The organism is Rhodospirillum sp. A1_3_36, assembly GCF_047263945.1.
Lineage (GTDB): Bacteria > Pseudomonadota > Alphaproteobacteria > Rhodospirillales > Rhodospirillaceae > Rhodospirillum.
Map to the genome: position 1 here is coordinate 180,374 of NZ_JBLAVB010000005.1, position 12,370 is coordinate 192,743.

At 61.6% G+C, this 12,370-nt stretch carries 10 protein-coding genes; 7 read left to right on the top strand and 3 right to left on the bottom strand.

Translation table 11 applies throughout. The features are described from left to right. The first annotated feature begins 19 nt into the window (after window positions 1–19). The 3 genes from ACLIRY_RS13485 to ACLIRY_RS13495 all read left to right on the top strand — a co-directional run bounded on the left by ACLIRY_RS13485 (window position 20) and on the right by ACLIRY_RS13495 (window position 2,566). Window positions 20–1,060 carry a methionine ABC transporter ATP-binding protein gene (locus ACLIRY_RS13485; RefSeq protein WP_413206097.1) on the top strand — a complete coding sequence of 347 codons (1,041 nt, stop codon included), beginning with the start codon at window positions 20–22 and terminating at the stop codon, window positions 1,058–1,060. Next, window positions 1,050–1,718: a methionine ABC transporter permease gene (locus ACLIRY_RS13490; protein ID WP_413205921.1), complete on the top strand. Its 669-nt coding sequence runs from the start codon at window positions 1,050–1,052 to the stop codon at window positions 1,716–1,718. Before ACLIRY_RS13485 ends, ACLIRY_RS13490 begins: the two co-directional genes overlap by 11 nt. Window positions 1,719–1,786: 68 nt before the next feature. Then, window positions 1,787–2,566: a MetQ/NlpA family ABC transporter substrate-binding protein gene (locus tag ACLIRY_RS13495; protein WP_413205922.1), complete on the top strand. Its 780-nt coding sequence runs from the start codon at window positions 1,787–1,789 to the stop codon at window positions 2,564–2,566. 552 nt (window positions 2,567–3,118) lie between these two features. Here the strand turns inward: ACLIRY_RS13495 and ACLIRY_RS13500 are convergent. The 3 genes from ACLIRY_RS13500 to ACLIRY_RS13510 form a co-directional block, all read right to left on the bottom strand. After that, the gene (locus tag ACLIRY_RS13500) at window positions 3,119–4,444 is read right to left on the bottom strand and encodes a TRAP transporter large permease (RefSeq protein WP_413205923.1); all 1,326 of its coding nucleotides are present in this window, start codon (window positions 4,442–4,444) and stop codon (window positions 3,119–3,121) included. Further along, on the bottom strand, window positions 4,444–5,085 hold the full coding sequence (locus ACLIRY_RS13505; RefSeq protein ID WP_413205924.1) for a TRAP transporter small permease subunit: 642 nt from the start codon (window positions 5,083–5,085) through the stop codon (window positions 4,444–4,446). Before ACLIRY_RS13505 ends, ACLIRY_RS13500 begins: the two co-directional genes overlap by 1 nt. 106 nt (window positions 5,086–5,191) lie before the next feature. Beyond that, the gene (locus tag ACLIRY_RS13510; RefSeq protein ID WP_413205925.1) at window positions 5,192–6,202 is read right to left on the bottom strand and encodes a C4-dicarboxylate TRAP transporter substrate-binding protein; all 1,011 of its coding nucleotides are present in this window, start codon (window positions 6,200–6,202) and stop codon (window positions 5,192–5,194) included. Window positions 6,203–6,546: 344 nt separating this feature from the next. On the opposite strand from ACLIRY_RS13510, the gene ACLIRY_RS13515 reads away from it, so the two are divergent. The 4 genes from ACLIRY_RS13515 to topA all read left to right on the top strand — a co-directional run bounded on the left by ACLIRY_RS13515 (window position 6,547) and on the right by topA (window position 12,359). Continuing rightward, window positions 6,547–7,632 (top strand): depolymerase, encoded by a 1,086-nt coding sequence (locus ACLIRY_RS13515; protein WP_413205926.1) that lies wholly within the window; start codon window positions 6,547–6,549, stop codon window positions 7,630–7,632. 103 nt (window positions 7,633–7,735) lie between these two features. Next, window positions 7,736–8,407 carry a glutathione S-transferase family protein gene (locus ACLIRY_RS13520; RefSeq protein WP_413205927.1) on the top strand — a complete coding sequence of 224 codons (672 nt, stop codon included), beginning with the start codon at window positions 7,736–7,738 and terminating at the stop codon, window positions 8,405–8,407. 3 nt (window positions 8,408–8,410) lie between these two features. Next, a complete protein-coding gene (gene dprA, locus ACLIRY_RS13525) occupies window positions 8,411–9,556 on the top strand; it encodes a DNA-processing protein DprA (RefSeq protein ID WP_413205928.1) in 1,146 nt (381 codons plus the stop codon). Window positions 9,557–9,608: 52 nt separating this feature from the next. Then, on the top strand, window positions 9,609–12,359 hold the full coding sequence (gene topA, locus ACLIRY_RS13530) for a type I DNA topoisomerase (RefSeq protein WP_413205929.1): 2,751 nt from the start codon (window positions 9,609–9,611) through the stop codon (window positions 12,357–12,359). The last annotated feature ends 11 nt before the right edge of the window (window positions 12,360–12,370 follow it).

The window sequence follows — 12,370 nt, forward strand, 5'->3', positions numbered from 1 at the left end:
AGAGGGCACCGACGGCCCCATGGTCGTCTTCGAGGGTGTTACCAAAGAATTCGCGCCCACGCCCGGAAAACCGGCCTTCAAGGCCCTGGACGCCATCGACTACACCGTCCCCCGCAAAGCCATTACCGGTATTATCGGTCGATCCGGCGCGGGGAAGTCCACCCTGATCCGTCTGGTCAATGGACTGGAACGCCCCACCACGGGCCGCGTTCTGGTCGACGACACCGATGTCGCCAGCCTGAGCGGCAGCGATCTCCGCGCCCTGCGCGGGTCGGTGGGCATGATCTTCCAACATTTCAACCTGCTGTCCTCCCGCTCGGTCTATGACAACATCGCCATGCCCCTGGAAATCACCGGCATGCACAGGACCGAGATCGCCAAGCGGGTCCGCCCCTTGATGGATCTGGTGGGCCTGGGGGACAAGGCGGGCAACTACCCTGCCGAACTGTCCGGCGGTCAGAAGCAGCGGGTGGGCATCGCCCGGGCTTTGGCGACCCGTCCCAAGCTGCTGCTGTCGGACGAGGCCACCTCGGCCCTGGATCCGGAAACCACGGCCCAGATCCTTGACCTGCTCAAGACCATCAACCGGGACCTGGGCCTGACGGTCCTGCTCATCACCCACGAGATGGAAGTGGTCAAGGAGGTGACATCCCAGGTCGCGGTCATCGACGGTGGTCGGATCGTCGAGGCGGGACGGACCTTTGACATCTTCATGGCCCCAAGCCATCCCACCACCCGGACCATGCTCTCCGGCCTGAGCGGCAGCGCCCTGCCCAATTGGGTCCAGCGGACCATGGCGGACAGCCCACGGCCCGGGGACCGGGTGATCACCCGATTGGTTTTCTTCGGGGCCACCTCCAACCAACCCCTGGTCTCCCGCCTGGGTCCAGCCATCGGTGCCGATGTGAACATCATCGCCGGTACCATCGACGAAATCGCGGGCGAGCCTTGCGGCACCATTGTCGTGTCCCACTCCGCTGATCCAACGGTGGTGGAGCGCGCCAGTCAATTCTACCGGGAAACCGGTTTGCATGCGGAGGTCCTTGGCTATGGCCCTTGAAAAACTTCTCTTTCTCTTGGGTGACGGCCTCTGGCAAACCATGATCATGGTGGTGACCTCCGGCGTGATCGGCACCGCCATCGGCCTGCCCATCGGCGTTTTCCTGGCGACCAGTGGAAGGGGCGAGCTGTTCGAGGCTCCGACCCTGAACAAGGTCGTGGGGTTGGTCGTCAACGCCACCCGGTCGACCCCCTTCATCATCCTGGTGGTCGCCATCATCCCCTTCACCCGGCTGGTGGCGGGCACGTCCATCGGCACGGCGGCGGCCATTGTGCCCCTGACGGTGGCCACCGTGCCCTTCTTCGCCCGTCTGGTGGAAGGGGCCATCCGCGAAGTGGACCAGGGTTTGGTGGAAGCCGCCCGGGCCATGGGGGCGACTCCCTTCCAAATCGTCCGCAAGGTTCTGCTGGCGGAATCACGACCTTCCCTCACCTTGGGTTTGACACTGACCATAGTCAGCCTGATCGGCTATTCGGCCATGGTCGGCGCCGTCGGTGGGGGGGGCCTGGGGGATCTGGGAATCCGCTACGGGTACCAAAGGTTCATGCCCGAGGTCATGCTGGCGGTCGTGGTTGCGTTGATCCTTCTGGTCCAGGCCGTGCAAAGCGCAGGTGACGCCCTGGCCCGCCGCTTCGACAAACGCAACCGGCGCAGCTAACGCTTCCCCCCCCTTCTCGCCTCACCTGCCATCCTCTCCTATTTCCTCTCAGCCTATTGGAGTTTTCCATGAAGTCTGTCTTCATCGCGGCATCCCTGGCCGCCCTTCTGACCACCGGCATTGCTCAGGCGGAGACCAAGAAGATTGGCGTCACCGCTGGCCCCCACGCCCAGATTGTCGAAAAGGCCGCCGAAGTCGCCGCCACCAAGGGCCTGGATATGGAGATCGTCGAGTTCACCGACTACGTGATGCCCAATCAGGCTTTGGCCGATGGCGACCTGGATATCAATTCCTTCCAGCACCAGCCCTATCTGGACGCCCAAGTGGCCGACCGCGGGTTCGATATCGTCAGTGTTGCCAAGTCCGTGAACTTCCCCATGGCGGGCTATTCGGACAAGGTCAAATCCCTGGAAGAAATCCCCGATGGCGCCACCATCTCCCTGCCCAATGACCCCTCCAACGGCGCCCGGGCATTGTTGATGCTGGAAGACCAGGGGCTCATTACCCTGACCAAAGGCGTTGGCGTGCGCGCCACCGTGGCCGATGTGGAAGACAATCCCAAGGACCTGAAGTTCGTGGAGTTGGACGCCGCCCAGCTGCCCCGCTCGTTGCAGGACGTGGACGTGGCTCTGATCAACACCAACTACGCCCTGGATGCGGGCCTCAACCCAGTGAGCGATTCCCTGTTCCGCGAAGGGACCAAAGCCCCCTTCGTCGGCGTCATCGCCACCCGAAGCGAGGATAAGGACGCTCCCTGGGTGAAGACCTTCATCGAGAGCTACCACAGCCCCGAAGTCGCGGCCTTCATCAACGAACAATTCAAGGGCGCCATTACCCCCACGTGGTAACCCCTAGATCACGATGAAATCATATAGTTAGAGCGGAATGAAACGGAAAACCGCACACAGTTTTCCTCATTCCGCTCTTGAGTATCTTCGAGGCCAAGTTTGGTCACGAAGCGCGATACATGACAGTATCTCGTCTTTTTTGGGCGATTGCCCAAACCCATTTGAGGACAAATGCCCCCAACCCCCCATTTTTTCTTTTACAAAAGACTGCTTGGGGTCTGGGCCTTTCGGCCAGCGATTGCCCGGGGTCTGGGGCCTTTCGGCCCCAGTGGGGGACGGGGCAAAGCCCCGTGACGGGAAAACACCCCTGGCCCTCTACCGTGGCTCTGTACAATGAGCACGCGGTCAGGGAGCGTCCAGAAAGTCCCGGATCGCCGCCGTGTACCCTTCTGGATCCTGAAGCATCGCGAAATGGCTCACATCCTTCAGGATCACCAGTTTGGCGCTTTGGCCTGTGACACAATTCCGTTCGCCCTGATCGGAGCGCCCCCTGTCTTGGGCAGACAGGGAGTGGGACTTTGGGGGACACGAGGCCCCCCAAAGTTCGTGGCCTCAGCCCAAGATCAGATTAGGCAGCCAAAGCACGAGGTCCGGAAAGGCGATCAAAACGGCAATCGTCACGACCTCGGCGCCGAAAAAGGGCGAGACCCCCCGGAACACGTCCTGCACCGACATATCCGATCGCACGCCCGCCACCACGAAGCAGTTCAGACCAATGGGCGGGGTGATCAGGCAAAGCTCGGCCATTTTCACCACGATGATGCCGAACCAGATGGGATCGTAGCCCAGGGCCATAACCGCCGGATAAACCACGGGCAGGGTCAGGAGCAGCATCCCAATGGCGTCCATGAACATGCCCAAAACGGCATAGGCGCACAGGATCAACAGCAGAGTCACGATACGCGGTTGATCAATACCGGCGATGAACTCGGCAAAGACACCGGGCAGGTCGGCGAAGCCCAGGAAGCGCACGTAGATCAGCACCCCCCAAATGATGGTGAAGATCATCACCGTCAACTTTGCCGATTCCAGCAGAGCGCCCTTCAGGTCGTGCCACTTCATGCCGTGCTTCAATGCCATCAAGAGCACCACGAAGGCACCCAAAGCTCCGGCCTCCGTGGGGGTCCCCCAACCGCCATAGATGCAGAAGATGATGATGAAGACCACGAACAGGATGGGGAAAGCCCCAGGAATGGACTCAAAGCGTTGCTTCCAGGTGAACCCCTTGATCGGCGGCCCCAGATCCTTGCGGAAGGTGGCCATCAAAATGACCAAGGCGGCATAGATCACGGCGGAAACCGCACCAGGGATGAACCCGGCCAGCAACAAAGCGCCCACGGATTGTTCGACGATGATGGCGTAGATGACCAGGATCGCCGAAGGGGGGATCAAAGAAGCGAGCGTTCCACCCGCAGCCACCACGCCCGCAGCAAAGCGTCGGTCGTAGCCCTCACGCAGCATTTCCGGGATGGCAACCCGCGCGAACACCGCCGCAGTTGCCACCGAGGCTCCGGACACAGCCGCGAACCCCGCCGTAGCAAAAACCGTGGCGACCCCCAAACCACCGGGCAACCAGCCGAGCCAGCGCTTGGCCGCCTCGAAAATGGCCTGGGTCAGTCCGGCGTAATAGGCCAGATACCCGATCAACACGAAGACCGGAATCAGGGAGAGGGAATAGCTGGTCGCCTTGGAATGGGGAATGGTGCCCGCCATCTGAATGGCGATCATCAGGCCCTTTTCCCACCCCGCCTTTTGGGCGAAAAACAGAAAGAGACCCAGGAAGCCCACGCCTGCCGCAGCGAAGGCCACACGCACGCCCAGGATCACCAGGACGATGAGAAGGCCCGAAAGCCAGAGGCCAAGATCAAGCGCTTCCATCAGTTTTTCCCCCCTACCGAAGCGGTTTCTTCTTCCTCACCAAGGAGGGCTTCGGCTTCATGGGCCGCCTGTTCCGCCGCACTTTCGACCAAGGGCACGGCCACAGGGCGTTCGGCGTTTTCCATGAAGGCGCGACTATAGCCCCACAACTGCATCAGCAGGCGTAAGAACAAAATGGACAGGGCCAGTGGCACCATCAACTTGGCTGGCCAGAGGGGGATGCCAATGTCCATGGAGCTGTCGCCGTTATCGAAGGCCCGCTTGAAGTGGAGCCAGGACCCCAGCGTCAACGCCATGGTCAACAGCAGCATGAAGACCACCGCAATGATCTCCACCAGCCAAAGGGCCCGCCCCTTCAACGCACTCACGACGATATCCATGCGGATATGGCCCCCCAGGCGCTGGCAATAGGCGATGCCCAGGAAGGCGAAAACCGCCATGGCTTGCTCCACCAGATCGATGAAGCCAAGGACGGGCATGTTGAAGATTTTCCGCCCCAGGATCTGGGCGACCGCCAGAAGCATCAGGGCGAGGATCAGCGATCCCCCCACCAGGGCGAGAAAACTTTCGAATTTGAACAAGGCCCGGTCAAGGCGACTCAGCATCGACCGGTCCTCGAGAATCGGGGACGTTCCGGACACGGCGGATCTCCGACGAAAACGGAAAGAAGGGACGGCGGTTCAAAGTGAAATCCTGCCCCCGCCCTGGCATAGAAAGACACCAGGGCGGGGAACAGGATCGAAGGGATCAGTTCCCGTCGATCTTGGCTTTCACGAAGTCATAGAGTTCCTGCCCGGGAATGCCCTTGGCCTCCATCTCCTTGATCCAGGCTTCGGCTGCCGGTTCGGCGATCTTCGTCTTGGCCTCGGCGATGGCCTCCTTATCGAAGGTCACTTTCTTGATGCCCCGTTCGGCGATCTTCGCATCCATGGCCGCCTGGGCCTTGTTGTTATAGTTCTCAATGTAATAGTCGAGCGCCTCGGGAATGGAAGACAGCAGGGCCTCGCGGTGCTCCGGAGACAGCGCGTTCAGCGCGTCCTTGTTCGCGACCACGGGACAATTCACGGTCCCCGGGTTCAGGTTGGTGGTCCACCAATCGGCGATGTCGGTGACACGGAAGGCCACATGGGCATGGGGGGCAAAAGCGGCCGCATCGATGACGCCGGATTCCATGGCATTATAAACATCGGTCGCGGTCATGGAGGTGGGGACCGCGCCCAGGGCCTTCAAAGCCTCACCGATACCGCCAACGGCGCGGACGCGCAGTCCGTCCAATCCCTTCAGATTGGTGGGCGCCTCGCCAACGCCGGCCAGATTGTACTGGGGCATGGGCGAGGGCATCAAAAGCACCGCGTTCCAGCGGTCCATGTCCTTGATCACCGCAGGCTGGGCGTAGACAGCCATGGACAAGTCCGTTTCCTGGCGCAGGCTATCCACCCCCAGGAACGGCAGCTCCAACACGGTCAGCGTGGGGTTTTTGTCCGGGTGATATCCGGCGCAGAACTGGGCCATCTCGAAGGCACCAAAGGAAATGCCGTCCAGGTTTTCCTTATTCTTGGACAGGCCGCCGTAGGAGATGTTCAGGGTGAACTCCCCATTGGTCTTTTCCTTGACGAGTTCGGCCAGCTTTTCCGTGTTCTCGGTGAAGGCGCGCCGTTTGCCCCACAGGGAAACGTTCCATTCAACGGCCATGGCCTCTCCGGCCACGAAAAAGGCCAAGGTGGCCAGGACAGTGGTTTTCAAAAGTGCGCGAGACATTATTGCCTCTCCTCCCTGTGATTTTTGTGACGGCTTGGTTCCCCGACGCGTTCAACCGCTTCCGCTCCGGAGCCCCTGACAGGTGGGCATAGTGCAGGGAACATGCCAGGGGTACGCCTTTCGCAAACCTCGTGGGAGGCAATTGATTTCATTCCATTATTCTATTCTGAGGAAAATTTCTTCGCCCGCATTGCGCAAATTTCCGCAGAACATACCCCTCCGCTCTGCGGAAATCCGCAGGGCGCTTGCGAAAAGATCGGCAAGCCCCCCTGGAAATGCACCCTCTCCTACGACATATGCTTTAGAGAACACTTATTCCGTTAGCGAAAAAATGGAGACACACAATGCGTGCAATCATCCTATCTATCCCTATCTTCACGGGCTTATTGGCCTGTACCACCCATGCCCAAGACCTTCCCCATCCCGGCATCGCTGCGGGGCCGATCACTGTCTCGGGTATCTCTTCCGGTTCCTTCATGGCCAACCAATTCGAGGTTGCCCATTCGGCCCTGGTCGAGGGTGCGGGTTTGGTCGCCGGAGGGCTCTACGGCTGCGCCGTCTCCGAGCCAATGGGCCACGGTGTCATGGCAACGGCCTCCCGTGCTCTGGACCAGTGCATGGGTAAAACCAACCTTCTGGAGAAACCCCAGCGCTTCATCGACCTGATCAAGGAGGCGGCCACCCAGGGTGACATTGACGACCCCGTGAACCTGAAGGGTGACCGGGTCTACCTCTTCTCGGGGAGAGAAGACCACATTGTGGGCACCAAAACCGTGGAAACCGCAGCGGCGGTGCTTGATGCCTTCGGGGCAAAGACGACCCTTCTGACGTCCCTCCCCTCCCCCCAAGACAAGACCATGAAGGCCGGCCATTCCTTCATAACCCTGAATGTGGGCAATCCCTGCAACACCGAGAAAATGCCCTATATCAATGACTGCGACTACGATCAGGCGGGCGCCATCCTCTCCACGGTCCTGGGGGAAGACCTGGCCCCACCGGCCCAGACACCAACCGGCACCCTTTCGTCCTTCCCCCAGGCGCCTTTCATTCCCGGCGGCAAGTCCCCCATGGAGGTGTCCCTTTGGGATAAGGGGTTCATTTATGTCCCGAAGTCCTGTGAAGCGGCAGACGCGGCATGCCGCCTTCATGTGGCCTTTCACGGCTGCAAACAGTCCGATCAGGTCCTGCCCGCCAATGAAAAATTCACTGAACTGACGGGGTATAACCGCTGGGCGGACACGAACAAATTGGTGATCCTTTACCCCCAGGCCCGGAGCATCAGCTTGACAGACGATATCCTGGTGACAGAGATCAACCCCGAAGGGTGTTGGAACTGGTGGGGCTATGCCAACGACGATGCCTATTTGTATAAGGCCGGTGACCAGATCTCCGCAGTCAAAGCCATGGTGGACCGGTTACAGGGCCACTGACCGCCAGACTTGCCCTCTACCACGATGCAATTTAGAATGGAGGGCTCCCCTACCCTGCGCCCCCTCGTGACCAGGGCCCCACAGACCAAGGACAATCCCACAGATGGCTTCCCTGACCCTCGTTATCGGCAACCGTAATTATTCGTCCTGGTCCATGCGTCCCTGGTTCGCCCTGAAAGCAGCCGGGATCACCTTCGAGGAAAAGGTGATCCCCCTCTTCGAGGAGGGCTACAAAGAGGAAATCGCCCTCCATAGCCCTTCGGCCCGGGTGCCCTGCCTGATCCACGGGGACGTCGTTGTCTGGGAATCCCTGGCCATCCTGGAATACTTGGCCGAGACCTTCCCCGAAGCGGCCCTCTGGCCTGCAGACCCCAAGATTCGCGCCCATGCCCGCGCAGCCGCCTCGGAAATGCATGCGGGCTTCCAGGCCTTGCGCGCCACCCTTCAGATGAACCTGCGCCAGCGAATCCCTGGCCATGGCCAAACGCCGGAAGTCATGGAAAATGTGGCGCGGATCGAAGCCCTTTGGGCGGGATGCAAGGCTGTCAGCGGCCAGAACGGCCCCTTCCTGTTTGGCGACCGTCCCAATGCGGTGGATGCCATGTTCGCTCCCGTTGTCACCCGCTTCCGCACCTATGCCACCCCCTTGACCCCCGCCTCTCAAGCCTATGTGGAGGCCATCCTGGCCACCCCCGCCATGGCCGAATGGGACAAGCTGGCCCAGGAGGAACCCTGGGTGATCGATATCTATGAAGCCGGTTCGGCCAAGGGGTAACCCATGGACCTCTTCGACCGCCCCACGGGACCCCGTCCGCCCTCCAGACAGGAAAAGTTGGAGCGCCTGCGTCTGCTGCGTTCAGAAAACGTGGGGCCGGTCACCTGGCGCAAGCTCATGGCCCGATATGGCTCTGCCGCCAAGGCGCTCGAAGCCCTGCCAGAGCTGGCTAAACGGGGCGGGCGCAAGCGTCCCATCAAGGTCTGCCCCGCCGCTGCGGCCAAGCGGGAGATCGAGGCCCTGGACAAACTGGGCGCCCTGCTGATCTGCGAGGGGGAGGACGACTATCCCGCCCCGCTGGCGGCGCTTGAGGACTCCCCGCCGCTCTTTTCTCTGCTCGGTCACCCGGGTCTGTTTAAACGCCCCATGGTTGCCCTGGTCGGCTCCCGGAATTGTTCCATCAACGGCCAGCGCTTTGCCGAACGGCTGGCCAGCGATCTGGGCAAGGCCGGGCTGGTCGTTGTCTCCGGTCTGGCGCGCGGACTGGATACGGCCGCCCATTGGGGATCGGTAGACTCGGGAACCGTCGCCGTTCTGGCCGGAGGCGTCGACGTCATCTTCCCGCCAGAGAATGAAGACCTCTATAACCGCCTCGTCCAAAGCGGGGCCGTCGTCTCCGAAATGCCGCCGGGCGAGCAACCCAAGGGGCGCCATTTTCCCCGCCGCAACCGCATCATTTCCGGCCTGTCCCTGGGGGTTGTCGTCGTCGAGGGAGCCATCCGCTCGGGTTCCATGATCACGGGAAAGCTGGCCGGGGAACAGGGACGGGAAGTCATGGCCGTTCCCGGCTCTCCCATGGACCCCCGGGCTCAGGGACCGAACCAACTCATAAAAGAAGGCGCTGCTTTGGTCGAAGGCGTCGATGACGTTCTCCGTGTATTGGAACCCCATCTCTCGCGCCCGATGAGTGAGCCGAAATCAATGACTTACACCGCGTCTCCCGCGTCGGATATCAGTGATTCGGCCGTCGATTCCGCCCGCCCGAAAGTTCTTGGGGCATTAAACGGGGCACCGCTGCCTGTTGACGAACTCATCCGACGGTGCCAATTGTCACCCTCCGTGGTGGCCATGGTGCTGCTGGAACTTGAATTGGCCGGACGCCTTGCGCGCCATCCGGGCAACCGGGTTTCTCTTCTGGCCACCTTCTAGATTAGGCATCCCTGTTTTTGGGGTGCCCTCGCCCCAAGGGTTCAACCACCCCATGCATGTCGTCGTCGTCGAATCCCCGGCCAAAGCCAAGACCATCAACAAGTACCTGGGCAAGGACTACACCGTCCTGGCGTCCTACGGTCACATCCGGGATCTGCCGCCCAAGGACGGCTCTGTCCGTCCCGACGAAAGCTTCGCCATGGATTGGGCCGTCGACCCCAAGGCCGAACGCCATGTGAAGGACATCACCCAGGCGCTCAAGGGCGCCGACACCCTGCTCCTGGCCACTGACCCGGATCGCGAGGGAGAGGCCATTTCGTGGCATGTGCGGGACGTTCTGGAAAGCCGCAAGGCACTGGTTGGCAAAACCGTCCGGCGGGTGACCTTCAACGCCATCACCAAGACCGCTGTCACCGAAGCCATGCGGAACCCCCGGGACCTGGATACACCGCTGGTTGAGGCCTACCTGGCCCGGCGTGCCCTGGACTATCTGGTGGGCTTCAACCTGTCGCCGGTGCTGTGGCGCAAGCTGCCCGGGTCCCGTTCTGCCGGTCGCGTGCAATCCGTCGCACTCCGCCTGATCTGCGAGCGCGAGGAGGAGATCGAGAAGTTCGTCACCCAGGAATACTGGTCCGTGGATGCCATTCTTGGCACCGCCGAAGGCCAGTTTTTCAAGGGCCGCCTGACCCATGTGAACGGCCAAAAGCTCGACAAGTTCGGCCTGCCTGACGAAGCCGCCGCCCTGGCTGCGGTCGCAGCGGTGGAGTCCAGCACGCTTTCCGTGGCCCAGGTGGAACGCAAGCAGGCCCGGCGCAATCCAGCCGCGCCCTTCACGACCTCCACCCTGCAACAGGAAGCCTCGCGGAAGCTTTACTTCTCCGCCCGCCAAACCATGAACGTGGCCCAGCGCCTGTATGAAGGCGTGGATCTGGGCGGTGAGACCGTCGGTCTGATCACCTATATGCGAACCGACGGCGTCTCCATGGCGCCGGAGGCCATTTTCGCCACGCGCGACATGATCGGCGCCGATTATGGCAAGGATTACGTCCCCGACTCGCCACGCATGTACAAAACCAAGGCCAAGAACGCACAGGAAGCCCACGAAGCCATCCGCCCCACGGATGTGACCCGCACGCCTGAGCGCATGCGCCCCTATCTGAACGCCGAACAGTTCAAGCTCTACGACCTGATCTGGAAGCGCACCGTGGCCAGCCAGATGGCCAGCGCCATCCTCGATCAGGTCGCCGTGGACATCGGCGATTCCTCCAAGGGAGTCATGTTGCGGGCCAATGGCTCGGTGATCCGTTTTGATGGCTTCCTCAAGCTTTATCGGGAAGGCCTGGACGACGCGGGCGACGACGACGACGAAAACCGCCTGCTGCCACCCTTGAAGGAAGGCGAGGCTATCAAACGCGACAAGGTCAAGGCCGACCAGCACTTTACCCAGCCGCCGCCACGCTACACGGAAGCCAGCTTGGTCAAGCGCATGGAAGAATTGGGGATCGGTCGCCCGTCGACCTACGCCTCGATCCTGACCGTGCTGCAAGACCGGGAATACGTGCGCCTGGACGCCCGACGCTTCATCCCCGAAGACCGGGGCCGCTTGGTCACCGCCTTCCTGGAGAACTTCTTCGCCCGCTATGTGGAGTATTCCTTCACCGCGAACCTGGAAAACCAGCTCGACGAGATCTCCGACGGCAAGCTGGGCTGGAAGACGGTGCTCCAGAATTTCTGGATGGACTTCAAGGCTGCGGTGGATGCCACCGCCGACCTGCGGGTTTCCAACGTGCTCGACGCGCTGGACGAGGACATGGGGCCACACCTGTTCCCCAAGACCGAGGACGGCCACGACCCCCGCGTCTGCCCGGTCTGCAAGGAGGGCCGCCTGGGTCTGCGCATCGGCAAGTTCGGCGCCTTCGTCGGCTGCTCCAACTATCCGGACTGCAAGTTCACCCGCCCCCTGGTCGCCAAGGCCGGAGACGGTGACGACCCGACGGCCATAGCCGAAGACGGGATGAAGAGCCTGGGCGAGGACCCGGACACCGGCAAGGTCGTGACCATGCGCAAAGGTCCCTACGGTCTGTATGTGCAGCTCGGTGAGGCAGAGAAGGCCGAAAAGGGCAAGAAAGCCGAAAAGCCGCCCCGCGTCTCCATTCCCAAGGACATGGACCCGACGACCGTCGACCTGGACATCGCCCTGAAACTCCTGGCCCTGCCCCGCCCCGTCGGCGAGCACCCGGAGACCAAAGAGATGATCACCGCAGGCATTGGCCGCTACGGACCCTACATCAAGCATGGGGATATTTATAAGTCCCTGCCCAAGGACGACGATGTTCTGAGCATCGGCCTGAACCGGGCCGTCAGCCTGCTCGCCGAAGCGGGTAAGGGCGGCCGCGCCCGCCAACCGGCCAAGAGCCTGGGGGATCACCCCGAAGACGGCAAGCCCGTCACCATCCACGACGGGCGCTTCGGCCCCTACGTACAGCACGAGAAGATCCGCGCCACCATCCCCAAGGCCGAGGATGCGGAGAGCATTACCCTGGACCGCGCCCTGGAGCTGATCGTCGCCAAGGCCGCAAAGGGCCCCGCCCCCGCCAAGAAGGCTCCGGCGAAAAAGGCTTCAGCCAAGAAAACGCCCGCAAAGAAAGCGGACGCTTCAGGCGAAGAGGGCGAGGTGAAGAAACCTGCGGCCAAAAAAGCGCCTGCAAAGAAGGCCACCACCGCAAAAAAGACCACCACTGCGGCCAAGAAAGCCCCGGCGAAGAAGGCTCCGGCCAAGAAGACCGCCGCACCTGAAGAGTAGGGTCCGCCCGT

Excerpts from the sequence above, each read along its gene's own strand:
- dprA (WP_413205928.1), top strand. The coding sequence starts at position 8,411 with ATGGACCTCTTCGACCGCCCCACGGGACCCCGTCCGCCCTCCAGACAG.
- ACLIRY_RS13510 (WP_413205925.1), bottom strand. The coding sequence starts at position 6,202 with ATGTCTCGCGCACTTTTGAAAACCACTGTCCTGGCCACCTTGGCCTTT.
- ACLIRY_RS13500 (WP_413205923.1), bottom strand. The coding sequence starts at position 4,444 with ATGGAAGCGCTTGATCTTGGCCTCTGGCTTTCGGGCCTTCTCATCGTC.
- ACLIRY_RS13490 (WP_413205921.1), top strand. The coding sequence starts at position 1,050 with ATGGCCCTTGAAAAACTTCTCTTTCTCTTGGGTGACGGCCTCTGGCAA.
- topA (WP_413205929.1), top strand. The coding sequence starts at position 9,609 with ATGCATGTCGTCGTCGTCGAATCCCCGGCCAAAGCCAAGACCATCAAC.
- ACLIRY_RS13515 (WP_413205926.1), top strand. The coding sequence starts at position 6,547 with ATGCGTGCAATCATCCTATCTATCCCTATCTTCACGGGCTTATTGGCC.
- ACLIRY_RS13485 (WP_413206097.1), top strand. The coding sequence starts at position 20 with ATGGTCGTCTTCGAGGGTGTTACCAAAGAATTCGCGCCCACGCCCGGA.
- ACLIRY_RS13495 (WP_413205922.1), top strand. The coding sequence starts at position 1,787 with ATGAAGTCTGTCTTCATCGCGGCATCCCTGGCCGCCCTTCTGACCACC.
- ACLIRY_RS13520 (WP_413205927.1), top strand. The coding sequence starts at position 7,736 with ATGGCTTCCCTGACCCTCGTTATCGGCAACCGTAATTATTCGTCCTGG.